This window comes from Candidatus Dadabacteria bacterium, from assembly GCA_009840385.1.
Taxonomy (GTDB): domain Bacteria; phylum Desulfobacterota_D; class UBA1144; order Nemesobacterales; family Nemesobacteraceae; genus Nemesobacter; species Nemesobacter australis.
In genome coordinates this window covers 66,551-90,843 of record VXNX01000005.1, presented here as the reverse complement: position 1 = coordinate 90,843, position 24,293 = coordinate 66,551, and the positions used below count along the sequence as shown (strand labels likewise).

Sequence of the window (24,293 nt, the reverse complement as noted above, 5' to 3'; positions counted from 1 at the left end):
TTGAGACAGATATTTACCCACGAGCTTGTCTCTTTAGCGAAGCGACGTATTTATCGGCAAGTCTGGTAGGCTCGGGAATCCTAAGGCCCCGGGAGCACTCAAGAGCAATCATAACAGCCGTATCAAGGTCGGTTCTGTTCCCAACAGATACGAAAACCGGCTTCACTCTATCCCTAGTTCTCAAAGCGACGCCGACGATATTGCGGTTCTTCCCCCTTATTAACGCCTTTTCACCTTTTTTGAGTCCCGGTTCCACAAAAGTTCCGTAAAGACATTTTTTAGCGACACCAACTGCCGGAATATCTAGCAGAACCCCTACGTGACAAGCAAGGCCAAAACCTCTTGGATGAGCAAGGCCGTGTCCATCTATCATAATCATGTCACAGCGCTCTCGAAGCTTACCGAAGGTCTTTATGACACAAGGAGCTTCCCTGAAACCAAGAAGCCCCGGGACATAAGGGAACACCTCATCCGACACAGTCCACACCCTCTCGATCTCTTCAAGTTCGGGATAGGAAAAAAGAATTATTCCGCAGACAAGCTTTTTCTCCCTAACGCAGATAGCGATATCGGCGCCGGCAATCGTGCTAATACGCTTCGCCTTAGCGGTTCGTACAACCCTCTGTGAAAGCTCTTTCTGAATACGAAAAGCTTCCTTAATGGACGGAGGTTCCGCAGAATAAAGCACGTCAAGGTCTTTTATCAAGTCGCCCGTAGAACTCATAGCACCAGAATATATGTGGGAGTTTCCCTTATTTCACATAACAGATACTACCTGTCCGTTTACTGTGAATAACCCTTCGATTCAATTAAAATATCTGAAGACATGTTCGGTGAGGATTTTAAAAAACGCAGAATCCAGATTAATGGAATCGAGATAAACACTGTTTGTGGAGGAAAAGGAGAACCTCTACTTCTCCTCCATGGCTACCCGCAGACCCACATCATGTGGCACGAGGTAGCAGGTATGCTCGCCTCGAACTTTCTGGTGGTGTGTCCCGATCTTCGGGGTTATGGAGACAGCTCCAAGCCTACCGGGAAAGAAGATCATTCAAATTATTCGAAAAGAGCCATGGCAGCGGACATGGTCTCCGTGATGAAAGATTTAGGATTTCGTGAATTCTACGTCGCTGGACACGACAGGGGAGCAAGGGTACTTCACCGCATGTGCCTTGATCACCCTGAGAAGGTCCGGAAGGCCTGCGTCATGGATATAGCTCCTACCCACCACATGTTTGAAACCGCCGACCGCCATTTTGCCACGGGTTACTATCACTGGTTTTTCCTTATCCAGCCCGACGGACTCCCAGAGAAAATGATAGGGGCGGACCCGGAATACTATCTTCTTGAAAAACTCAGACGCTGGAGCGCCCCCGGAGCTAAGTTCCATCCCGAGGCCGTGAAAGAGTACGTACGTTGTTTCAGCGACCCGCGCGCTGTCCACGCGAGTTGCGAAGACTACAGGGCCGCGGCCTCCATAGATATTGCTCACGACGAAGAAGACTCGGACGCTAAAATAACGTGTCCGCTTCTCGCTCTCTGGGGAAAAAAGGGGTTCATTCACAGAACCTACGATGTGCTTGAAGTATGGAGAAAAAAAGCGCTCAACGTTTCAGGGAAACCGCTTGACTGCGGCCATTTTCTCCCAGAGGAAAAACCCCAAGAGACTTCCGCAGAGCTGTTGTCATTTTTCGGATAACTGGATTTTTCAAGGCCGTCTGAGCCACTTCTCTCCTCGCCGGGATGTTGTCCGCCAATACTATTTTGTATAGAGTATCAGCATGTCGAAAATGCTTTTCGTAATGGACCCGATCGAGTCCATAAACATAAATAAGGACACCACCTTCGTCATAATGCTCGAATGCCAAGCGAGAGGGCATGATATCCGCTACTGCGAGATTCAAAATCTTTTCGTCAAGGACTCGAGGGCATGGGCGGATTCAACAGAACTTCGCCTTGAGAGGAAAAGCGATTACTACGCTAAGGGTTCCACGGAAACTTCTCCGCTTGACGACTTCGACGTTGTATGGATGAGGAAAGACCCCCCTTTCAACATGGACTACATCTACTCAACCTACATACTCAGCAGGGTTGACGAATCCGCAACGTGCGTGATCAACCATCCGGCCGGAATAAGGGAATCGAACGAGAAAATGTACAGCCTCAATTTCGCCGATTATATACCCCCGACACTGGTTTCAAAAGACATCAAAAAGCTCAGGGAGTTTCTTTCCCAGACAGGCAACGAAATGGTGGTAAAACCGCTTGACGGTTACGGCGGGGAAGGAATTTTCCTCGTAAGGACCGAGGACCCTAACCTCAACGTGATACTCGAGAGCATAACGGATTTCGGGCAGACCTACGTGATGGCCCAGAAATTTATAAGGGAGGTCTCCGAAGGAGATAAAAGGGTTATAATTCTAAACGGCCAGCCCATAGGAGCCGTGATGAGGGTAGCCGCGAAGGGAGAATTCAGAAGCAATTTTCACTCCGGAGGACATCCCGAAAAAACCACGCTTACGAAAAGAGACCTGGAAATATGCGACGGTCTTCGACAAAAACTCATGGAGGACCGGCTTTACCTAGTTGGAATCGACATAGTCGGAGGGTATCTGACCGAAGTCAACACCACGAGCCCTACATGCGTTCAGGAAATAAATTTTTTCAGCGGGGTAAAGCTTGAATCGCAGATAGTCGACTTTGCGGAGGACATTATCTGCAGGCCTCCCGCGAACAGTTAAAAACGACTCCGAGAGAAAGGCCCGCATAAGGATTTCAAACATGAAGATATCAAAAAAGGACGTGCTAACCACAGCCGAACTCGCAAGGCTAGAATTCGATGAAGAGACGCTCTCGAAATTCACACGCCAGCTTGGAGATATCCTCGTCCACATAGAAGATCTTGCCGAACTCGACACGGAAAACGTCGAACCCACATCGCACGTGCTCGAACTCTCAATCCCTTTTCGAAAAGACCGGGTGAATCAGACCATAACAACCGAAGAAGCCCTTAGTAACGCACCAAGTAAAGAGGACGGTTTTTTCACGGTTCCCAAAGTCATAGAGGATCAGAGCTAGCCCGATGTCCCTTCCAAGAACCATAAAAGAGACAGCGGCGCTGATAGAAAAAAGAGAAGCTTCCCCGGTAGAACTCACTGAACTTTTCCTAAAGCGCATATCCACCCATGACGGGAAAATAAACTCATACATAACCGTCTGGGAAGAAGCAGCCGTCGAGACTGCACGAAAGGCCGAAAAAGAAATATCCAAAGGAAATTACCTAGGCCCTCTCCATGGAGTTCCCATAGCGCTTAAGGATATCTTCGTGACAAAAGACTCGCGGACTACCTGCGGGTCGAAGATGCTGCGGGATTTTGTCTCCCCCTATAATTCCACCGTGGCCGAAAAACTCACGGCAAGCGGTTCGGTAATACTCGGAAAGAACAACATGGACGAATTCGCCATGGGATCTTCAAACGAAACATCCCACTTCGGACCGGTAAAAAACCCTTGGGATACCGAAAGGGTCCCAGGAGGATCAAGCGGGGGCAGCGCTGCCGCGACGGCGGCAAACCTGTGTGTCGCGTCAGTAGGAACGGACACCGGAGGCTCCATAAGGCAGCCCGGTTCGCTTTGCGGAGTAGTAGGAATGAAGCCCACTTATGGAAGGGTAAGCCGTTTCGGCATGATCGCTTTTGCCTCTTCCCTTGACCAAGCGGGACCGCTTACGAAAACGGTGGAGGACGCAGCCGTAATTCTTTCTTCCATAGCGGGCCATGACCCTCTGGACTCAACATCCGTAAATCTCCCGGCTGCCAATTACGCAGACGCGCTCAGCACAGACATAAAGGGGCTCCGGGTAGGCATACCGAAGGAATACTTCGTTTCGGGCATGGACCCCGAGGTGGAAAAATCCGTGCGAGAAGCTATTGCCGAACTTGAGACACTAGGAGCACAAATCGTGGAGATTTCACTTCCTCACTCCCGGTACGCGGTCTCAACCTACTATATAATAGCCCCCTCGGAGGCAAGCTCGAATCTCGCCAGATACGACGGGGTAAGATACACCTACCGTTGCGAAGAAGCAGAGACCCTCAGAGATCTTTTTTTCAGAAGTCGCTCAGAAGGATTCGGAGATGAGGTGAAAAGAAGGATAATGCTTGGAACCTACGCCCTTTCCACGGGCTATTACGATGCCTATTACCTAAAAGCACAGAAGGCAAGAACCCTCATAATAAGGGATTTCGAGGATGCGTGGGAAAAAGTTGACGTCATAGCGAGCGCCACTTCTCCTGAAACCGCCTTCAGAATCGGTGAGAAAACAGACGACCCACTGAAAATGTATCTGTCCGACATACTCACCATCCCCTGCAATATAGCGGGACTGCCGGGAATATCGATTCCCTGCGGATTCAGCTCCGAGAGGCTTCCGATAGGACTTCAGATAATGGGAAAACCGTTTGACGAGCAGACGGTGCTCAATGCCGCGTACGCCTACGAGCAGAGCACGAAATGGTACGAAAAAGAAGTCTCCCCACTTGGATAATCGCAGCTCGGCATACACGTCGGCGGAAAAACATGTTATTATCGAAATATAGAACTCTTTTCCCGAAACAGGAGGACGGGTTATGACTAAAGAGAAAAAGTGCACTGTGTGCGGCAAGCCATCTCCTGACTTTATATGCGAGTCATGTAAGTCGAATATTCAGGCCGAGGCCGTGGGGAAAAAATCAAAAATGGAAAAACAGGTAAAGGTAAGCGGCTCAATAGCTGATAAGCGCTCAAAACAAAAGTAGCTTGCTATCTCCAGATTGCCAGGGCCATTCTGTATACGCTGTTTTTTGATTCCCCGGAGGATTCGCAGACCGTGCGGACAGCGTCGCTGAGAGCAACCCCGCGCTCTTTCATCGCACGCAGAGTCTTTTGCATTTCTTCCTTTGAGATTTCCTTCTGCCCTTCCCTTCTGCCCTCCAGAACAACTGTCACTTCTCCTTTGATAGACCCCCTATCCGAGAGAATGGAAATCACTTCAGAAACTGATCCCCGAATAGCCTCTTCATAGAGTTTTGTCATTTCTCTTGCGACGCATATATTCCTCTCGCCAAGGACTTCCAGCAGAACGCTCAAGGTGCCCGAGAGCCTTCTGGCAGACTCATAGAAAACTAAGGTATAGGGGTAGTGCTTTATATCCTTTAGAAGCTCTTTCTTTTTGCTAGCGGTTCTTGGAAAAAACCCGAGAAAAAGAAAACTGTCTGTGGGAAGTCCCGAAACAACAAGCGCAGAGAGAACAGCCGAAGGACCGGGTATGGGAATTACCTCTATATTGTTTTCAATTGAGAGATTCACAAGCCTCCAACCCGGGTCGGAAACCGAAGGAGTTCCGGCATCCGAGACAAGCGCCACGTTTTTACCCTCTTTGAGTTTTTCAAGCAGCTTGGGGGACTTTTCAACTTCGTTATGTTCATGATAACTTGTGAGCGAGGTCTTAATCCCGTAGCGGGCCAGAAGTTTTTTTGTATTTCTCGTATCCTCGCACGCTATAACGTCACAATCTTTAAGAATGTTCACAGCCCGCAAAGTTATGTCTTCAAGATTTCCTATCGGGGTAGAGACCACGAAAAACTTTCCAAGCATACTGTCACTCAGCAAACACCCGGATACTAGGATGGGTTTTGCGATACTAGGTTTCTTGTCTACGAAGACAGAGAAACATGGTTTCCATAAATTGTTGCGGAGGGCGAGGGATTCGAACCCCCAAGTCCTTTCGGACGCCGGTTTTCAAGACCGGTGCAATAGCCGTTCTGCCAGCCCTCCGGCAAAAATCAGATTATACAGATAAACCAGACGCGCTTCACTGATCTTTCACTGTAACAGTTATTTTCTCTGAAAGCACGGGAGGTTTATGTGGTATGTGCAAATAATTGCCTAGCAGCAAACGCAGGGTATGTTTCCCGGGAGCAAGGGTTATCTCTGTTTCCGTCTGCCCACCTCCGAAGTGCATTACGTTTTCACTAAAAGCAAGAGGTTTTTCCATGTCAGGAAGATTATCAAGATCGATCAACAGATGGTGGTGCCCAGTATTTGGAAGCTTGACTCCGGCCGGAGCAACTCCCATATTTACCAGTCCGAACCTCACCGTAAAGGTCTTACTGACAACCTGACCGTCTTTCGGGGAAATTATATACACCTTGGCACCAGGAGGAGACTCGGAAAAATGCTTTTCGGCAAAAGCCACGTTCCACGACACCGCCACAGCTATGAAAGACAAAAGAAATATCCTGCTCATCGTCATCCTCCTAAAAATTTTAACCATGAAAACATTTCTGTGCTTAAAGTACATGTTTTTTTCAGGAAAGATCAACTACAACTCTCCCAACCTGACCGCCTTTCAGTATAACGTCTATCTCGGGGTCGAGATCCTCAAGGGAAACAGTCCTGCACATCCGCTCAAGAATATCAAGCTTCCACTCGCCTGACATCTTTTCCCATACGAGTCTTCTTCTTTTCATCGGGCAGCTCGCCGAATCTATGCCCACGAGCGTAATCCCCCTCAATATAAACGGATAAACGTTTATATTGAGCTCATGGGAAGCAACGTTGCCGCATGTGGTTACAACGCCTCTCTGTCTCGTGGACTTAATAGCGGTGGCAAGCATTTCTCCGCCCACGGTATCAACCGCCCCGGCCCACTGTCCCTTAAGCAACAATCTGCCCGAAGGATCGGTCAAATCCTCTCTCCCGATGACTTCCTCCGCTCCCAGGTCCGCCAGAAACCGTCCCTGTTCGGGTTTTCCAGTGGAAGCCGTCACGCTGTAGCCGGCTTTTCCCAGAATAGCAACGGCCATGCTGCCGACCCCTCCCGTCGCCCCGGTTACGAGAATCTTTCCGTCCTCCGGTCCTACTCCGCCTTCAACAATCCTCAGCACGGATTGCGCCGCGGTAAAACCCGCGGTTCCGTACATCATTGACTCTTTGAGATCGAGTCCCTCAGGCAGGTTAACTACCCATTCGGCCGGAACCCTCACGTATTGTCCGAATCCCCCGGAGGTATCCATTCCCAGATCGTAGCCATGCACTATTACCTTATCTCCGGGCTCAAATTCCCCGCTCTTCGAATCTTCAACCACGCCAGCGGCGTCAACACCTGGAGTGTGAGGGTAATTTTTCGTAACACCCCTGTTTCCTATGGCAGAAAGCGCATCCTTATAGTTCAGGGATGAATATTTTACGTTTAACAGCACTTCCCCGTCGGGCAGGCTGTCAATTTGTCTGGTTGCGACTTTCCTCGTAAATTCTCCATCTTCGGTTCTGCTTACAACCATTGCCTTGAAGCTATCAGAACTCATTTGAAACCTCCTTCAGTTGCGGTTTTCATCTCCGCAGAGATCATCAAGCGCGAGTAAAAGCGCCTGCGTTCCAAGCCTTCCGTGCCCAAGGGCACTTGCCCTTTCATAAAGGGATTTAACAAGGGCAAGCCCAGGAAGATCAATTCCCATACGCTGCGATTCGCCAAGAGCAATCTCCATGTCCTTTATGAAGTGCTCGACGAAAAAGCCCGGGTCGAAATCCCCGTCCATTATCCTAGGGCCAAGATTGTTCAGAAGCCAGCTTGATGCCGCGCCACTCCCTACGGAGCGAAGCATTGTATGAGGATCCAGCCCTGCCCTCTGACAGTACATCAAGTTCTCGCATATCCCTATCATTACTCCCGCTACCGTGATCTGGTTGCACATCTTCGCGTGCTGACCGGAACCCGCTTTCCCCTGGTACACGATGTTTTTTCCTAGAAGATCCAGAAGCGGCTTTACCGAACCAAAGACTTCCTCGTCTCCCCCGACCATTATTGAAAGTTCTCCCTTTACGGCACCCACATCTCCCCCGGAGACCGGGGCGTCCAAGGAAGCGCTGCCGAAGCCAGACGCCTTTTCGTATATCTTTCTTGCAAGAGTCGGTTCGGTCGTGGTCATATCGACGAAGACGCGACCGGGCCCGGGCTCAATCAGAAGACCCTCGCTACCGAAATATACTTCTCTTACGTCATCCGGATAACCGACAATGGTAAAGATAACGTCGGCTTGGCGGACAACCTCGGCGGGAGAGTCGCACCAGATGGCACCTTCACTCAGCAGTTCCCTAGCCTTTTCCCTAGTTCTATTGAAAACAAAAACGCGGTATCCGGCACGAACAAGATGTCCGCACATGGGCGCACCCATGATCCCCGTTCCTATCCACCCTATCGAACTTTGTTCGGGACTTATTTCATTCATTTGCGCTGAAAACTACTGTGATGCGACGCTTTGCTGCTTAAGCATGGGAAGATATTTCCCACCAAGGAGGATACGACCCTCGCTTGAACCCGCATGAAGCCTTTGCACAAGATATTCTCTGTCGGGCCCGAGAACGTTAACTCCATGATCCGATTCAACGAGACATAGAAGCTTTATGTCGCTGCCATTTTTGGTCGCGGTCTCGTAAACCGCAGAATAGTTAAGAAGAGCAGCTTCCACGGTGCCGCAGGGAAGAGAGGGGTTCTGGGCTCCGGCGTGGTGTTCGCTCACACCAAACCAGCATGGATCAGGATAGCCGTGGAAATGTAGAATCGACATTTCCTTCTCGATAAGAGAAGGGGCGTAAAGAGCGGAGGAAAGCGCCTGGGCGAGTATTACGTAAGTGTCAAAAGACGGTCTTATGTCCTTTCTTCCCAGATCGACTCCTCTCGGTATCTCAAGATGAAGTTTCCCCTTTACAAGGCCGATTCTGACTATGTCTGAATCCGGATTCAGGTTTGTCTTATCACATCCTGACCTTGAGGTGACAATCCATATGTCTGGAACCTGCTGATATACGGTCCTGTCACCAGGAATGGTCTTAACATACCACCTGTCATTTGAAGCTGCCCTTACCTCGTCAGGGTTGTAATTTGGAATTTCCTGCAGGGAATTCCACATATCCTCGTCAATGTATTTGTCCCCAACGTATCCGGGAGGTTCGGCAAGCGCTATGAAGCCGTATGAAACTCCGGTTCTTCCGTCAAGTATCTTGTTCGCCACGTCCCTGTGCGATAGGCGCTTTATCGCGTCCACAAATTTTGATCCTGCGGGAAAAAGATCGGTACTTTTGAGATCAGCCCCAAGAGCAGACAGTTTCCTTGCGTATTCAAATTCCTGCGGGTCGTACTCGCTTACGGCAAAACGCGTCAGGATGGGCGGTTTTATCGGAGCGTATATCTTCGGAATAAGCGAATAGAGCACGAAATCATCAAGCTGATTGTGGGCGTAGATGGAATCGGACAGATTCATGTTCGTTATCCCGAACTTGCTGTGTGAAACCCCTATCACGATCTCCGACATGTTGGCTATCAGGTTTTTCAGCCCTATGGAAATCTTTTCATCATAGGCCGTATCCTCGTTCTCAAACTCAGGGTCAAGAGACATTATCGTTATAACTTGAGTGTTGTAAGGATCCTGAAGATAGCCCACCGTGAAATCGTCTGCCCAGCCACTCATTTTGAGTATGCTGCTGACGGAAAGGCTGTCTTTTCTGGCAAGTCTGTAGATATTCTCCGCTATCTTGCTCAGAAACCATCTGATCGGAGACAGCTTCTTTTTAACGTCTATTACGGCATTCACCTTCCGCTTAACGGACCTAAGTCCCATAAGCTTCGAGAACATTCCGTAAGAGCTGTCCTCGGTTGTTGCGTCTTCCCAGGAAATAACGTTCACCCCGTTACTGAGTAGCGAGTTTCTGAGTCTTTCCCTGTACGCGCTTATCTCGGTCTGCCGGTAATTCTTCGGAAGCGGCTTGAAGGTCACCGTGACCCGCTCCGACATCTCAGCCGGATTCTTGGGATTTACCAGATTCTTTATCTTCGGCATTCCGGCAAGCGCCGCTATGGTATGCAGATCCAAGTCTGCAATTCCCTGATAACCGTTCATAAAAAAGACAACCTCACACAACCCGTATCAGAATACAGGTACAGGGGCAAACAAAACAGAGCAAACGAAAGTTCCAACCAGTCCGGACAACCTAGAGTTTAACGCTTGCTACGGATTTTTTCAATCTCGCGAAGCATCCCTTCCCGAACAACACTCTCAAGTTTTTCGCCACCTTCTTTTCCCTTTGGAAAGCTTGCTGTATCTATAGGGGGAAGGATTCTAACTACAATATTCCTGTCGGTATTAAGTTCGTAGGAACCCTTTTTTCTTACATCCTTGCCTCCCCATATGATCATCGGCACGACCGGCACCCTTGAAAGCGAGGCCATAAGAAAACCGCCCTGCTTAAAAGGAAGCAAAGTTCCGTCCTCGCTTCTCGTGCCCTCGGGGGCTATAATCACCGAAGGCCCCTTCCTTATTTTCCTTACGATTTCCCGGACTCTGTTCGTATCTCCGACCGAACCGTCCCTAGCGACAAAATAATGTCCGCTCAGAGTGCATACCCAGCCGACAAAAGGAATCGAGGCAACCTCATTCTTCATAACGGCCTTCCATTCGAAAGGCAGCACCGCGGAGAAAACAGGTATGTCGAGGGAACTCTGGTGGTTGAACATCACCATGGAGGGGCCATCCGGGAGGTTTTCAGTCCCCTCTACGTCAAGCCGCACTCCGCAGGCCCAGAGAACCGTTTTTCCCCAAGGCCGCACTGAGCATTTTATAAGATGCCTGTTGGCCAAAAGCGATACCACAATTCCTACACAGCCCCAGAATGCAGTAAACAAGGAAAAAAGAATTATCGCCAGAATGCTTCTTGCCTTCTTCATTAACGCTACTCTTGCGTGTCACGTAAACAACCCCCGGGCTGTCCGTACTACGCGGGAACTATAATGTTTACTCTCTGCTCTCCAATCCGTATAGAGTGCTTTCCGGAACGAAGAGTGAATATCTCCCCGTCCATGTGCGCCGGAAGATCCGTAAAGGTTTCGAACCTTAGTTGCTTCACTCTCACAATGCTGACCTCCCGAAGTCCCTCGTGACGGCCCTCAAGCACCTTCTGTATCTTAAAAAGCCTTCCAATCGGATGCATGTCACTTATTATATGGATATCGAGATGCCCGTCGAATATGTCGGCCCCGGGGGCCAGATTGAATTTCCCACCCTGAAAAGGACCGTTCGAGGCTCCGAAAAGAAGCAGTTTTCTGCCTGTCGCGGACGCCGTACCAACTTCCCCATCCACTTTGGAGACAAACCCCTGAAACCGGAACGCCTCAATTACCGCTCCAACAATGTAGCCGAAAGAACCAAGACGCCTGAGGCCAAGCTCCCCGAAATCGTGCGCCACGGCACCGTCCATCCCGACCCCAAAACCGTTTATAAAACATTTTTCGTCAACAAAGGCCACATCGGCTTTTCTCGGCCGGCCCGAAAAAATATTGTCTACAGCCGCTTGCGTATCAAGCGGAATGCCGGCGGCCTTCGGGAAATCGTTTCCACTGCCTCCTGGAATAATTCCGAAAACAGTTTCGGTATCGCGGATTGAACTTACGATCTCGCTTGACGTACCGTCCCCTCCAAGAGAAATCATGTGGGTAAATCCTTCACTGAGCCCTTCTGCGGCAATCTTCGCGGCGTGCCCTGGGAATTGGGTAAGTCTCACTTCATGGATAATTTCTCTTGCTTCAAAAGCGCTACGGACCTGTTCAAGCGTTGTGTCAAGCGTTTTTGTGCCCGCCTCGGGATTTGCTATTACAAGGTATTTCATCTTGTCTTCTTCAAGCTTCCGGCATTGTTGATATGGAACATTATCATACCCAACAACTTGATTAATAATCGTTTTTCTGGTATTAAAACCTGATTTGCAAAAGGAATTCGGAGGATATTTAATGACAGAAGAAGCCGCAGTTAGCGAAAAACTCAGCATGAAAAGCCTGCTCGAAGCGGGGGTACATTTCGGACATCAGAAAAGCCACTGGAATCCGAAAATGAAATCCTTTATCTTCGGAGCAAGAAACGGCATTCACATAATCGACCTTCAGCAGACCGTCACCCTCTTTAACAGAGCGTTTAACTACGTGAAAGACACGGCGGCGGACGGAGGAACCGTTTTGTTGGTGGGAACCAAGAAACAGGCCCGGGGAATAATCGAGGAAGAATCGCTCCGGTGCAACATGCCTTACATAAACACGCGTTGGCTGGGCGGAACCCTTACAAATTTCAACACGATACGCTCAAGGGTTGATTATCTGCTGGAACTAAAAAGGCTTGAAGAAGATGGACAGATGGAGCTGCTTCCGAAAAAAGAAGCGAAAAACCTGAGAAGAGAGATAGTAAAGCTAGAGGGACTTCTGGGCGGAATAGTGGGCATGAAGCAGGTTCCCGACGCTATTTTCGTCGTAGACACCAAAAAAGAACATATAGCCATAAAAGAAGCGAGAAATCTGTCGATACCGGTCATAGCGATCGTTGATACGAACTGCGATCCCGCGAACGCGGATTATCCGATTCCAAGCAATGATGACGCCATAAGGGCGATAAAGCTGTTCACTTCAAAAATAGCGGATGCCTGTATCGAGGGAAATCACATATATCAGGAAAAACTGGTCAGTGGGGAGGTTGAACAGGTAGAAAAAGACAGTCTTGAGGGCGTAGTGGTAGAAAGGAAAGTGTTCGTTTTCAAGGAAGCCGAATCTGATGATGAGGGGGAAGATTTCGTTTCGGTAGCGATTTCGGAATCTTCCGAAAGTGAAAACGCCCAGGCGCAGAAGGAAATGTCAGAGAATACAGAAGATAAAAAAGAGGACTAGAAATGGCTGAGATCAAAGCAGCAATGGTAAAGGATTTGAGAGAAAAGACGGGTGCTCCTTTTCTTGACTGTAAGAACGCGCTTGTGGAAACCGAGGGGAATTTCGAAAAAGCGACTGAGATCCTGAGAATAAAAGGCGTTGCGAAAGCATCTAAAAAAACTACCAGAAAAACCGATCAGGGAATTATTTCCTCATACGTTCACGCAGGCGGCAAGATCGGCGTAATGCTCGAGGTTAACTGTGAAACGGATTTTGTGGCCAGAAACGATGAATTTCAGAATCTCTGCAGGGAAGTCGCTATGCAGATAGCGGCAAACAATCCGGTCTACGTAAGAAAGGAAGAAGTTTCAGAAGAAGAAATAGAAAATGAAAAGCGGATCCTCAAGGCGGAAGCTATGGAATCGGGAAAACCCGAGAATATAGCAGAAAAAATGGTTGCGGGAAGAATAAACAAGTTTTTCGAGGAAATATGTCTTCTTGAGCAGCCATATATAAGAGATCCTAAAATAAAAATCGTAGACCTCGTAAACAATCTGATAGCAAAAATCGGCGAAAACATAGTTGTAAAAAGGTTCGTAAGATACCAACTGGGCGAATGAAAAAACCGGACAATGGGATCCTCTGAAAAAATCATCCCGAAATATAAAAGAGTCCTTCTCAAACTCAGCGGAGAAGCTCTTCAGGGTCCCGGCCAATTCGGTATCAATTCCGAAGTAATTGAATACGTCTCCGAAGAAATAAAAAGCATCTACTCCCTTGGAGTGGAAACGGCCATAGTCATAGGCGGAGGAAACATCTTCAGGGGTGTTTCCAGCTCTTCAAAGGGCATGGACCGTTCCACGGCCGACTATATGGGGATGCTGGCGACTGTGATAAACGCGCTTGCTCTGCAGGATTTTCTCGAGCGAAAGGGTCTTCCGACCCGCATACAAACCGCACTTGAAATAAAGCAGGTCGCCGAACCCTTTATCAAAAGAAGGGCCATACGTCATCTTGAGAAGGGAAGGATAGTCATATTCGCCTCAGGTACCGGCAATCCGTTTTTCACGACCGACACGGCGGCAACCCTGAGGGCTCTTCAGATGGGAGCGGATATCATAATGAAGGCAACCAAAGTCGACGGCATTTATGACGAGGACCCGGTTAAAAACAAGGATGCTTCTAAGTTCTCCGAACTCACTTACATGGAAATCCTTAAGAAAGGGCTGAAAGTAATGGACGCGACCTCAATCTCTCTTTGCATGGAGGGAAATATCCCCATAGTGGTTTTCGATCTTTTTGAAAAAGGCAGCATAGAGAAAGTTATACGCGGAGAGAAAGTAGGTACTATTGTAAGGAGCGGTACGGAACAATGAGTGAAGAGCTGTCCGTTGAAGAACTTTGTATTGACGCCGAAGACAGAATGGACAAGACTGTAAGCGTTTTCGAGCAGGAACTCTCCAGAATAAGAACCGGCAGAGCGTCGGCGGCTCTTGTCGATACGATGAGAGTTTCCTATTTCGGCGCCCAGACTCCAATTAACCAACTCGCCAATGTGTCGGTGCCCGATAGCTCAACCATACTCATACAGGCATGGGACCCGGGCGCGGTCGAGGAAATACAGAAAGCGATCGCGCAATCAGAACTCGGAATAAACCCGTCGGTTGACGGGAACACTATCAGACTTGTTATACCTCCCCTGACCGAGGAAAGAAGGAAGGAACTTGTCAAACACACGGGCAAAGTTGCCGAAGAACACAGGGTCTCCATAAGACAGATAAGAAAAGATGCAAATAACCTGATAAAGAAGGCCGGAAAGACAGACAACCTTCCAGAAGACGAAACAAAAAAAGCCCTCTCCGAAATACAGGAACTCACTGACGAGAGGATAAGCAGGTTAAACGCCCTGCTTGAAAAGAAAGAAAAGGAAATATTGGAAATCTGAGAACCGCACGGATTACCGGCTTATAACCTTGATGCCATCCATGTAGGGAACCAGCACCTCGGGAATTTCTACGGTTCCTTCTTCGGTCTGAAAATTCTCAAGAATCGCCAGAAGAGCCCTGCCCACGGCCACACCAGAACCATTAAGGGTATGAAGATAGGACGGCTTGGATCCCTTTGATTTCCTGTACCTTATGTTAGCCCGCCTTGCCTGAAACGCCTCAAAATTGCTGCAGGATGATATTTCCCTGTATCTGCCTTCGCTCGGCACCCACACTTCAAGATCATAAGTCTTGGCCGAAGAAAATCCCATGTCCCCTGTGCAAAGAACAACGACCCTGTAAGGAATACCGAGAAGCTCGAGAATCTTAGCGGCATCGGCGGTCAGCGTCTCAAGCTCCTCGTATGAGTTCTCCGGGTTAGCAAAACGCACAAGTTCCACCTTGTTGAACTGGTGCTGCCTTATTATTCCGTGCACGTCTTTTCCGTAGGAACCCGCTTCCTTCCTGAAGCACGGAGTGTAGGCCACGTATTTAATCGGAAGCATCTCTGCGGGAATTATTTCGTCGCGGTGAATGTTTGTAACCGGAACCTCGGCAGTGGGAACCATGTAATAATCCGTATCGCTCAGTTTGAAAAGATCTTCTTCGAACTTGGGAAGATTTCCCGTCCCCGTAAGACTCTCGGTGTTGGCTACGAAGGGAGTGAGAACTTCTGTGTACCCGTGCTGCTTGGTATGAACATCTAGCATGAAATTTATAAGTGCCCTCTCAAGCCGCGCGCCTGCATTCTTGTAAAGCGCAAATCGCGCGCCCGCGATCTTCGTAGCCCTCGGAAGGTCCAGTATGTCAAGCTCGTCCCCAAGCAACACGTGATCTTTTACCTCAAAGTCAAAATCCCGGGGTTCTCCCCACTTTCTTATCTCAACGTTCGCCGTGTCGTCGGGCCCTTCGGGAACCGAGGAGTCGGGCATGTTGGGAACGTTCAGGAGAAATTCCCTGAGAAGCATCTCCGCCTCGGTTTTCTTCTCATTGAGATCCTTTATCTCTTCGGAGAGGGCCTTGAGTTCCGGAAGAAGTCTCGAAAGCTCGTCTTCATCCCCCGATCTCTTAAGAGTGCCTACCTTCTTTGAACCCTCGTTTCTCCGGTGTTCAAGGGCCTCGACCTTCTGTATTATCTCTTTTCTACGGGAATTCAGTACGGCAAATTCCGAAAGATCGGTGTCAAACCCTCTGGTAGCGAGTTTTTCGCCCACAAGATCGATATTTCGCTCAATTAATTTGGGATCCAGCATTTAGAACACACGCTCCGCAAGAACCTGAAGAAACAAAAAGTCAGGTGTCTAATGTACACTCACAGCCGATATTTTCAAACAGTTTGCAACTTTGCACAAAAGGTTCTTTTCGGGTTTAATAACCGGATAGATAAGCCCGAAAAAACATTGATGAGGGGAGCGCGTAATGGAAATACTGAATAACGGAATAGAAATAACCTACTTTGGACATTCCACTTTCTTGGTAAAATCACCCGGTGGCAAAACGGTGATGCTTGATCCGTGGATCCAAGGAAATCCCTCGTGCCCGGAGCAACTCCGTGAAGTCGGCCACATTGACATTATAACAGTCTCGCACGGGCATTTTGACCATATAAGCGACGTGATTCCCCTTTACAGGAAATACAACTCCAAGGTTGTGGCTAACTGGGAAATCTGCGACTGGCTGAGCTCAAAGGGGGTTGAGAACTGCATGCCGTGCAACAAGGGAGGCAACGTTGTTATAGACGGGATAAGGTTCACAGTGACCCACGCTCAGCACAGCAGCAGCATTAAAGAGGAAGACGGAACGGTTATTTACGGCGGGGAACCTGTAGGTTACGTAATAAAATTTGAAAATGATTACGCAATATACCACGCCGGAGATACCAACATTTTCGGTGACATGAAACTTATATCGGAAATATACAAACCGGAACTGGCAATGCTTCCCATCGGAGATCTCTTCACGATGTCCCCGCTTGAAGCATCGTACGCATGCAGACTGCTCAACGTGAAATGGGTCGTTCCTATGCACTACGAAACCTTTCCGCTTCTCGTGGGAACCCCGGATGAATTGAAAACGCTGACCAAGGACATGGATTCTCTGACGGTAGTTGCCCTTGAACCGGGACAGAAAATCACCTGACCTGCGGAGAACTTTTATTTGAAAACCAAGGGAATTCTTTTTATTGAGTGTGAGAAACGCTCCCGAAGATGCTCACTTGAAGGTGTGTTGACACAGAAACAATTTCCCAAACAATATTGAGTCATGAAAAACCCGGCAAGATTACTAGTTATCGTTGCTTTGCTCCTTGTGGTTTCCTGCGGGGGAAAGAAAGCAATCTACGAAGGAACAGCGGAGCAACTTAACAACGAAGTGGTCGAAGAACTTAACAAGGAAAGTGGTTTTCCCTGGATATTCGGCGGAACAAATTACGACAAAGTATTCGACATACTGAAAGAAATACAGATCCGCTACCCTTATACAAAGTACGCCGCACTAGCCGAACTGAGAAGCGGTGATGTCTATTTCAAAAAAAAGGAATACACCCTAGCCGCCGAAGAATACGAAAATTTCATAACCAACCATCCAGGTCACGAAGAACTTGATTACGCGATGTATCGACTCGGACTCTCCTACTATAAAATGAAATCGGGAAAGGACAGAAATCACTCGAAGCCGCTTAATGCGATAAAGTGGTTCACTTTGCTCAATAAAACCTACCCCGACTCCCCATACGCTGAGCAAACGCATGAAAAGATCGAGAAATCCAGAAAATTACTCGCGGAAAGAGAAATCTACATAGGGAAGTTCTACCAGAGGAAAAAAAACTACGAGGCCGCGGCGCAAAGATATAAAAACGTTCTGGAAAATTACTCCGACACCGAATATACAGAAAAAGCCAGAGAGCTTCTCTTAGAGACTCAAGAAAAGTTATCCGAGCAGTCATCCTAGTGACTGGAAAAATCTTTCCCCGTGGCTGGGGACAAACAATCCAGCTCATGAACTCAACGGCACGATAAATTCTCCGACTGTGCGCGTCGGTTCGACCAAACGATAAAACAGACATGATCAGAACATACAAGCTGCTTGCATATCTGGTCGCGGTTATCTTTCTCGCGTCCTGCGGGTCTTCTGATGAAGACAAGATAAATATGCTTCTTGACAAGAGGACCAGTGCCTTCGAACTAAAAGACCCCGAAATTTATTCGGAGTGCATACACGAAGATTACAGGATAACCTCTGGAGAAGAGGTAATTGACAAGCAGAAACTTGTGAACAGATTCAGGGATCACGTATCCGTCATTGACAAGGTATCATTCAGTGAGCCCGAAAGATACATATATATCAACGGAACAAACGCAAGGGTGATGATACTGTCTTCAATTGACGTGAAGATAGATGGCTATTCGATGACGTATAAAGCCAAAGAGGTTATTAACTTGTCGAAGGTCTTGGGGCGGTGGAAAATAACCAAGGAGTCTATGCTAAACCTGCTCAGCGGAACTATGATTCTTGAGAATTAACAGCTAGCCGAACTTCTTTTCAATATCTTCCTGCTCTTCCTTGCACTCTATGCAAAGAGTAGTCTCCGGCCTTGCGATCAGTCTCTGCTCCGAGATCTCCTCTTCACACACCTCGCAGATTCCATAGGAACCGTTTTCAAGCCTTGCAAGGGCGTCGCGTATTTTCCGAAGCAGCTTTCTCTCCCTGTCCCTTTCCCTCAGTTCAAGAACTCTGTTCGACTCGGACAGAGCCCTGTCAAGGGGATCGGGGAAAGAGTTGGATCCCTTGCTCATCCTATCAACAGTATTGTAGGCAATGCCCAATATATCGGACATCTTCTGAATCAGGATGGTTCTTACGGTCTCCCTAGTTTCTGCCTTCATGGCAAATATTATATATACCCGTGCTTTCTTTGTAAATTTGACTAGGCGCACCGAATATAATTAATTATCTGCCATGTCGAGAATGAAGAGACTTACGATCGAGTTGCCCAAGGAGATGGCCGCATCTGTTTCGGATCTGCTTTTGGGTCTTGAGGCCGGAGCCGTAAGCGAGGAGCAAGGAGAACACGGGAAACTGCTAATTCATGCGTATTTTGAGGAAAAAACGGATATCGCGGGAGTCATAACGACGGTAAAAGAGTTCTTGGCGCTGCTTGACGAAAACGCCGAGGCCGTACGGTTCACCACTCGATACATCAAACAGGCAGACTGGGAAGGATGGAAATCCTACTTGAAACCTGTAAGGGCAAGTCGCCGGATAGTCATCAAACCTCCTTGGGAAAAACACTACCAGGCGGAGCAAGGAACCGAGGTAGTTGAAATAAATCCAGGAAACGCCTTTGGCACCGGACACCACGAAACAACTAGGATATGCATAAGTTATCTGGATGAAATCATTGGGGAACACCCCGGATGTTCCGTTTTTGATGTCGGCTGCGGAAGCGGTATTCTGGGAATCTGCTCAATTAAACTGGGGGCGGGTGTTTCGTTTTGCGCAGACATAGATTTCAAGGCCGCAAGAGAGACCATCTCGAATTCCGCTGCAAACGGAACTTCCGACAGGGTAAAAGTCTGGTGTGGTTCTGCATACTGTACGCTAAAGAAATTCGACGTGATTGTTTCCAACACTTCCAGAGATACCCTCATCTCAATGAAAAACAGTTTAAAAGAGAGGCTTTTCCCCATGGGGTACCTTATAGTGTCCGGAATACAGGCAAGCGATAAACAGGAGATAGCCGGGATATACAGAAACTCGGGGTATGATATGGTTAGTGAGAAGGTCGAGAGTGGGTGGGCAGGACTTCTCTTCAGTCTAAAGAGAACGAGGAAGCCAAAGAAATGAACTCCTTTAAAACGATAGAGTGGAGAAACAACAGGGTTTTAATGATTGACCAGAGAAAGCTTCCCGGTGAGGAAGCCTATGTTGAATGCGCAAAGTTTGAAGAGGTGGCAGAATGCATCAGAGATCTGGTTATCAGGGGGGCTCCGGCTATAGGGATAGCAGCCGCCATGGGAATGGCTCTCGGGGCCACGAGCGTCAGCAACGATTCTTCTTACGAAGAATTCGCGGAGCGCATGAAAACCATATCGGAGCATCTGGCCCTGACGCGACCGACAGCCGTAAATCTGTTCTGGGCCATCGGCAGGATGAACAGATTGATCTCAGAATGCAGGGGCCAGAAAGTGGAAAAAATCAAGGAGCTTCTTATAACTGAAGCAATTAACATACAGGAAGAAGACCTCAGGACATGCATGCAGATCGGGGAGAACGGATCGGAACTCATAAAAGACAACTCTGTTGTCCTGACGCACTGCAATGCCGGAGGACTTGCCACCGCAGGTTACGGAACAGCTCTAGGGGTAATAAGATCGGCCTTTCGCCAAGGCAAGAACATAAGCGTAATATCATCAGAGACAAGACCGGTTCTTCAGGGAGCAAGACTTACCACTTGGGAGCTTGAGCGGGACGGCATTCCGGTCCGTTTGATAACCGACAGCATGGCCGGACATCTGATGAGCAAGGGGGTTGTTGATTCGGTCGTGGTCGGAGCCGACAGAGTAGCTTCAAACGGAGATACGGCAAACAAGATAGGGACATATTCCCTGTCAATCCTGGCGAAGCATCACGGGATCCCTTTCTACGTGGCAGCTCCCACTTCAACAATAGATAACGAATGTTCAAGCGGAGAGGATATTATAATCGAGCAAAGAAACCCCGAAGAGGTAACACACATAGACGGAAAACGGATAAGCGCCGAAGTAAACGCGATCAATCCCGCGTTTGATATTACACCAGCCGACAATATTGAATGCCTAATAACTGAAGTCGGTCTGTTCAAAAAACCCTACACTAAATCTCTCGGCAGGCTTAAAAGGGAAAATCAGTAATCTCCCCTTTCGATTTCCTCCTGAGCCTCGACGCTCAGTTTCGTAAAGGGCATGGCAATTAGTCTCTCTTCCCCTATCTTTTCCCCGGTAACCTCGCAGAAGCCGTATTCACCGTTTTCAATTCTCTTTAGAGCATCATCTATCTGATGTAGCTTGCTGCGTTCCCTGTTTGAGAGCGTAAGGGCAAGCTCTCTCTGCCTGTCTTCTGATGCATGGTCGTAGAAATCTCCTACGTTGAAACGCAGGTGGTCCGATTCCTCTCTCATTGACCTGGTCACGTCTTCAAGCAGTTCCTCTCTCATCTCCTTGAGCATCGCCGTCATCTGAGCAAGAAACCTCTTGGTATACTTCTTGGGATTGGTTCTCCTCGACTTGGCCTTTGTGGCGGTCGCTGCAGAAGAACTTTTTTTCGCAGGGGGTTTTTCGGTTTGTTTCTTCTTTACTCTGGGCACGCTGACTCCTCTCGTGATTGAAGTTCAGATTTTCTAGGGAGAATTAAGATAAAATCATTATTCGTTTTGTCAATACTACTAGTTTCAACACTTAAAGCTTTTTATCTTGCCATATCCTCCGCCTTGGTGATAATATAGCTTTTTTGATTCTAGCCCTTCCGAAATGAAAAAGAACCCTAACAGCAGGGACGCTTGGGCAACCAAGACTGGTCTGATTTTAGCCATGGCAGGCAACGCCATAGGTCTTGGCAACTTCCTCAGATTTCCCACGCAGGCCGCGGAAAACGGTGGCGGCGCTTTTATGATCCCCTATTTCATAGCATTTATCATGATAGGGATCCCCATCATGTGGATGGAATGGGGAATGGGAAGGTACGGAGGGTCCCGCGGGCACGGAACAACTCCCGCGATCTTCAATCTCTTCTGGAAAAGTCCCGTTTCCAGAATCCTTGGCGTTATAGGACTCTGGATACCCCTTGTTGTAACAATCTACTATGTTTACATCGAGTCCTGGACTTTGGGATACGCCCTGCACTTTCTCTTGGGAAGTAATCCCAGTCTTGACCCTGGGTCGGTTTCAAACGCTGCGGAGTATGTAAAGCCTTACAGCAGTTTTCTTGCCAACTATCTCGGTGCGGGAGACGGAGTCCTTCTTTCCCCTTCCAAAATGGCTATTACAGCTTTTGTAATCACAATCGCCGCAAACTTCTACATCATGCTAAAAGGAATATCTGGAGGCATAGAGATATTCGTCAAGTACGCCCTTCCCCTGCTGTTTGTTCTGGCGATAATACTAGTAGTAAAAACTCTGACGCTTAAAACTGATTACGGAACGGCGATCGAAGGCCTTAATTTTCTCTGGAATCCGGACTTCGAAGCTCTTAAAAACCCGAAGGTATGGATAGCGGCGGCCGGGCAAATCTTTTTCACGCTGAGTCTGGCTTTCGGGGCGATAGTGGCGTACGCGTCTTACATAAAGATCGACGATGATGTAACGCTAAGCGGTCTGACTTCTGCAACCCTCAACGAAACGGCGGAGATAGTTCTTGGGGGCTCGATAGCCATTCCGGCGGCGGTAGCGTTTTTCGGAGTAGCAAGCGTGGTCACAGTAGCGCAGTCAGGCGCTTTCAGCTTGGGATTCGTAAGCCTCCCCGCCGTGTTCGCCAGCATTTCGGGAAGCCTGGGAGGCGTTGAAGTGGGGAGAATTTTCGGATTTTTGTGGTTCTTTCTCCTGTTTTTCGCCGGCATGACTTCGTCCGTAGCTATAGCTTATCCAGTAGTAACTTTCCTCCAGGATGAATTCAGCATCTCAAGAGAAAGGGCGGTCGTATACACCATGCTGATAATAATAGTAAGCGTACTGCCCGTGATACTGATAAGTCAGGTTCTTGATGAATGGGATTTCTGGGCCGGCACTATAATGCTTGTCGTATTCGGATTCATCGAAATAGTGATGTTCATGTGGGTATTCGGATCCGAGAAGGCCTGGAATGAGATAAATTCTGGCGGATTCATAAAAGCTCCACGTGTTTTTTACTACATTCTGAAATACCTGACGCCGTTTTTCCTTCTGATTCTCATATGCTGGTGGGGATACACCAGCCTGCCTTCAATAATCGGAGCGAGCAGCTGGAACATCTGGTTCGCTAGGCTTTATATTGTAGGGTTGTTTGTCTTTCTGTCAGCTATGGTTTATATTGCCGGTAGGAGGGAAAAATAATGGATTTTGCTTCTGCACTCTTCATGTTCATTTCTTGGGCGAGCGTCCTGTCTCTTCTCTCTTTCTGTCTTATAAAATTCCACAGAAATCCCAAATAATTATCACAGCGCAGAAACAGAGCAAAAAGCATGCTCTTACCCCAGTTGGGAACCGGACTGTATTGCTTCTGGATTAACTCTGTTCCGTTTCTTCATGAAAAACCTCTTCGGGTTTTCCAAGACGGAAAATCCTTACAACATCTTCAAGCTGATGCAGCAAAAAGAGAGTCAGTGTAAAAGATGTAGCGAAAAGAACGAGGGAGTTTCCTCCGATTATCGCTATGAGGACTAATATGGCCGAATAATAATTCCTCCTCCCCAAGGGACGCATTCGGGCAATCAGCTTTCTCAGGAAGGAGAGTTCCTCGGGATCAATGTGCTTGTCAACTTCAAAGTAGGCAACCAGACTGCCGGAATTCGTGTACTTTATCAAAAAGTAAAACGACCATATCAGAAACAGGATGAAAACGATGACGTTGTAGCTTCCGAGCACGACCGCAACGGTGCTTCCGGTCTGAAGGTAATACCCAACAGGAACTCCGATCAGAAAAGAAAGCACGGTGAACTGGTCACTTATCGTATCAACCCACTGTCCCTTCTTGGTCTCCATAAGCTTTATTCTCGCAACTTCCCCGTCACATCTGTCCAAAACGGTTGCCACCTGCATGAAAAGAGCTCCGAGCACCGGATGGCCAAGAGCATAAAACGGGCCGCAGAGCACCCCGATCAGGTTAATCAGAACGCTTACCGCGTTAGGTGTAAGAGACGTTCTTATCAGAAGCTTGCTCAGGGGAAGAGACATCCTGCCGTTTATATTTCTGGCTATCCATCCCGTAGCCGTTTTACCTACGTGAGAAAAGATGATTCTTTCCGCTTCTTTTCGAGATTCTGCCGTATCAGAAAGACGGTACCAATATCCACTGTCGCCGCCGAAGATTCTCATGCGGTGCCGTTTAGCCTCTTCGTCAAGCCAGGTATCAAGCCCGGTGGCCGAAAGAACTGTGGTAACTTCCGTGGAATTTATGGAAAAAGCGCCTAAAACACCACTCCCTCCTCCGAAATACCTATTTACGTAACCTGTTTCCCTGTCCATACCGATAACAGGATCAGCACCCTTGTTAACCAGGACGGAAATCTCGTCTTCTCGACAGTCAACCGAATCACGAACGAATTTCTCAAGAGAAGCTGCATTCGTAACAACAAGGGAAGATTCTAGAACAAGTACTCTCTCCGAATCTATCGACACGGACTCTCCGGGCAAGACCCAGTTTATGTCCGATGTAATCCTCGGATCATCTATAAGAAGGTTTTTCAGAAAACCCGCGTTGTCGGTAATGATATGAAACTGCTCGACCCCGACACGCTGGCAATTTATTATGATTCTTTTGAGTTGGGGGACTTGCGCTATCGATTCACTCGGAAATTCGGACAGATCCTCACCATTTGTTCCCGTGCCAGAACAAAGTACGATAGCGTTTTTCATGGCAGA

The 24,293-nt window shown here is 48.2% G+C and carries 26 protein-coding genes and 1 tRNA gene; 14 read left to right on the top strand and 13 right to left on the bottom strand.

The annotated features are described in order from the left end of the window. Positions 1–13 precede the first annotated feature (13 nt). Entirely contained in the window at positions 14–724 is a 711-nt protein-coding gene (locus F4X55_01910; protein ID MYC39765.1) for an endonuclease V, read from the bottom strand. A gap of 102 nt (positions 725–826) precedes the next feature. Here F4X55_01910 and F4X55_01905 point away from each other — a divergent pair, with 102 nt between their 5' ends. The 4 genes from F4X55_01905 (at position 827) to gatA (ending at position 4,546) form a co-directional block, all read left to right on the top strand. Further along, a complete protein-coding gene (locus F4X55_01905; protein ID MYC39764.1) occupies positions 827–1,699 on the top strand; it encodes an alpha/beta hydrolase in 873 nt (290 codons plus the stop codon). An 82-nt stretch (positions 1,700–1,781) separates the two neighbouring features. Then, a complete protein-coding gene (gene gshB, locus F4X55_01900; GenBank protein ID MYC39763.1) occupies positions 1,782–2,741 on the top strand; it encodes a glutathione synthase in 960 nt (319 codons plus the stop codon). A 40-nt stretch (positions 2,742–2,781) separates the two neighbouring features. Continuing rightward, positions 2,782–3,078, top strand: coding sequence for an Asp-tRNA(Asn)/Glu-tRNA(Gln) amidotransferase subunit GatC (gene gatC / locus F4X55_01895; protein ID MYC39762.1), 297 nt, complete (start codon positions 2,782–2,784; stop codon positions 3,076–3,078). A 4-nt stretch (positions 3,079–3,082) separates the two neighbouring features. Then, positions 3,083–4,546 carry an Asp-tRNA(Asn)/Glu-tRNA(Gln) amidotransferase subunit GatA gene (gene gatA / locus F4X55_01890; GenBank protein MYC39761.1) on the top strand — a complete coding sequence of 488 codons (1,464 nt, stop codon included), beginning with the start codon at positions 3,083–3,085 and terminating at the stop codon, positions 4,544–4,546. A 254-nt stretch (positions 4,547–4,800) separates the two neighbouring features. Here gatA and rsmI read toward each other — a convergent pair whose 3' ends face one another. From rsmI to F4X55_01850, 8 genes are all read right to left on the bottom strand, one after another. After that, positions 4,801–5,634: a 16S rRNA (cytidine(1402)-2'-O)-methyltransferase gene (gene rsmI, locus F4X55_01885; protein MYC39760.1), complete on the bottom strand. Its 834-nt coding sequence runs from the start codon at positions 5,632–5,634 to the stop codon at positions 4,801–4,803. 97 nt (positions 5,635–5,731) lie between these two features. Then, positions 5,732–5,814, bottom strand: a tRNA-Ser gene (locus F4X55_01880). 37 nt (positions 5,815–5,851) lie between these two features. Continuing rightward, positions 5,852–6,286, bottom strand: coding sequence for a DUF4399 domain-containing protein (locus F4X55_01875; protein MYC39759.1), 435 nt, complete (start codon positions 6,284–6,286; stop codon positions 5,852–5,854). Between the two features lie 61 nt (positions 6,287–6,347). Next, complete coding sequence (locus F4X55_01870; protein ID MYC39758.1) at positions 6,348–7,346, bottom strand: YhdH/YhfP family quinone oxidoreductase; 999 nt, start codon at positions 7,344–7,346, stop codon at positions 6,348–6,350. Between the two features lie 12 nt (positions 7,347–7,358). Further along, positions 7,359–8,267, bottom strand: a complete 909-nt coding sequence (locus tag F4X55_01865; protein MYC39757.1) for an NAD(P)-dependent oxidoreductase — start codon at positions 8,265–8,267, stop codon at positions 7,359–7,361. A gap of 12 nt (positions 8,268–8,279) precedes the next feature. Further along, entirely contained in the window at positions 8,280–9,935 is a 1,656-nt protein-coding gene (locus F4X55_01860) for a non-ribosomal peptide synthase (GenBank protein ID MYC39756.1), read from the bottom strand. Between the two features lie 98 nt (positions 9,936–10,033). Then, on the bottom strand, positions 10,034–10,759 hold the full coding sequence (locus F4X55_01855) for a 1-acyl-sn-glycerol-3-phosphate acyltransferase (GenBank protein MYC39755.1): 726 nt from the start codon (positions 10,757–10,759) through the stop codon (positions 10,034–10,036). Positions 10,760–10,806: 47 nt separating this feature from the next. Then, positions 10,807–11,856, bottom strand: coding sequence for a diacylglycerol kinase family lipid kinase (locus F4X55_01850; GenBank protein MYC39754.1), 1,050 nt, complete (start codon positions 11,854–11,856; stop codon positions 10,807–10,809). Between F4X55_01850 and rpsB the strand changes: the two genes are divergently transcribed. Genes rpsB through F4X55_01830 form a run of 4 tightly spaced genes read left to right on the top strand, consistent with a single transcriptional unit; the run spans position 11,819 to position 14,663 of the window. Beyond that, positions 11,819–12,739, top strand: a complete 921-nt coding sequence (gene rpsB, locus F4X55_01845) for a 30S ribosomal protein S2 (GenBank protein MYC39753.1) — start codon at positions 11,819–11,821, stop codon at positions 12,737–12,739. The two genes, F4X55_01850 and rpsB, sit on opposite strands and share 38 nt — an antisense overlap. 2 nt (positions 12,740–12,741) lie before the next feature. Beyond that, a complete protein-coding gene (tsf, locus tag F4X55_01840; GenBank protein ID MYC39752.1) occupies positions 12,742–13,338 on the top strand; it encodes a translation elongation factor Ts in 597 nt (198 codons plus the stop codon). A 12-nt stretch (positions 13,339–13,350) separates the two neighbouring features. Further along, complete coding sequence (locus F4X55_01835) at positions 13,351–14,094, top strand: UMP kinase (protein MYC39751.1); 744 nt, start codon at positions 13,351–13,353, stop codon at positions 14,092–14,094. Continuing rightward, on the top strand, positions 14,091–14,663 hold the full coding sequence (locus F4X55_01830; GenBank protein ID MYC39750.1) for a ribosome recycling factor: 573 nt from the start codon (positions 14,091–14,093) through the stop codon (positions 14,661–14,663). Before F4X55_01835 ends, F4X55_01830 begins: the two co-directional genes overlap by 4 nt. 12 nt (positions 14,664–14,675) lie before the next feature. On the opposite strand, the gene serS is transcribed toward F4X55_01830, so the two are convergent. Beyond that, positions 14,676–15,956 carry a serine--tRNA ligase gene (gene serS, locus F4X55_01825; protein MYC39749.1) on the bottom strand — a complete coding sequence of 427 codons (1,281 nt, stop codon included), beginning with the start codon at positions 15,954–15,956 and terminating at the stop codon, positions 14,676–14,678. A 166-nt stretch (positions 15,957–16,122) separates the two neighbouring features. Between serS and F4X55_01820 the strand changes: the two genes are divergently transcribed. The 3 genes from F4X55_01820 to F4X55_01810 all read left to right on the top strand — a co-directional run bounded on the left by F4X55_01820 (position 16,123) and on the right by F4X55_01810 (position 18,224). Then, positions 16,123–16,842, top strand: a complete 720-nt coding sequence (locus F4X55_01820; GenBank protein ID MYC39748.1) for a metal-dependent hydrolase — start codon at positions 16,123–16,125, stop codon at positions 16,840–16,842. A gap of 123 nt (positions 16,843–16,965) precedes the next feature. After that, the gene (gene bamD, locus F4X55_01815) at positions 16,966–17,652 is read left to right on the top strand and encodes an outer membrane protein assembly factor BamD (protein ID MYC39747.1); all 687 of its coding nucleotides are present in this window, start codon (positions 16,966–16,968) and stop codon (positions 17,650–17,652) included. 113 nt (positions 17,653–17,765) lie between these two features. Next, the gene (locus tag F4X55_01810; protein MYC39746.1) at positions 17,766–18,224 is read left to right on the top strand and encodes a nuclear transport factor 2 family protein; all 459 of its coding nucleotides are present in this window, start codon (positions 17,766–17,768) and stop codon (positions 18,222–18,224) included. Positions 18,225–18,227: 3 nt separating this feature from the next. On the opposite strand, the gene dksA is transcribed toward F4X55_01810, so the two are convergent. After that, complete coding sequence (gene dksA / locus F4X55_01805; GenBank protein ID MYC39745.1) at positions 18,228–18,587, bottom strand: RNA polymerase-binding protein DksA; 360 nt, start codon at positions 18,585–18,587, stop codon at positions 18,228–18,230. A 73-nt stretch (positions 18,588–18,660) separates the two neighbouring features. On the opposite strand from dksA, the gene F4X55_01800 reads away from it, so the two are divergent. Then, the gene (locus F4X55_01800) at positions 18,661–19,548 is read left to right on the top strand and encodes a 50S ribosomal protein L11 methyltransferase (GenBank protein ID MYC39744.1); all 888 of its coding nucleotides are present in this window, start codon (positions 18,661–18,663) and stop codon (positions 19,546–19,548) included. Continuing rightward, a complete protein-coding gene (mtnA, locus tag F4X55_01795; protein ID MYC39743.1) occupies positions 19,545–20,594 on the top strand; it encodes an S-methyl-5-thioribose-1-phosphate isomerase in 1,050 nt (349 codons plus the stop codon). The genes F4X55_01800 and mtnA overlap by 4 nt, the downstream gene beginning before the upstream one ends. On the opposite strand, the gene F4X55_01790 is transcribed toward mtnA, so the two are convergent. Beyond that, positions 20,588–20,917, bottom strand: coding sequence for a TraR/DksA family transcriptional regulator (locus tag F4X55_01790; GenBank protein MYC39742.1), 330 nt, complete (start codon positions 20,915–20,917; stop codon positions 20,588–20,590). The genes mtnA and F4X55_01790 overlap by 7 nt on opposite strands. 292 nt (positions 20,918–21,209) lie before the next feature. Between F4X55_01790 and F4X55_01785 the strand changes: the two genes are divergently transcribed. Beyond that, complete coding sequence (locus tag F4X55_01785) at positions 21,210–22,766, top strand: sodium:calcium symporter (protein MYC39741.1); 1,557 nt, start codon at positions 21,210–21,212, stop codon at positions 22,764–22,766. 171 nt (positions 22,767–22,937) lie between these two features. On the opposite strand, the gene F4X55_01780 is transcribed toward F4X55_01785, so the two are convergent. Next, positions 22,938–24,287: a CDP-alcohol phosphatidyltransferase family protein gene (locus F4X55_01780; protein ID MYC39740.1), complete on the bottom strand. Its 1,350-nt coding sequence runs from the start codon at positions 24,285–24,287 to the stop codon at positions 22,938–22,940. Between the last annotated feature and the right edge of the window lie 6 nt (positions 24,288–24,293).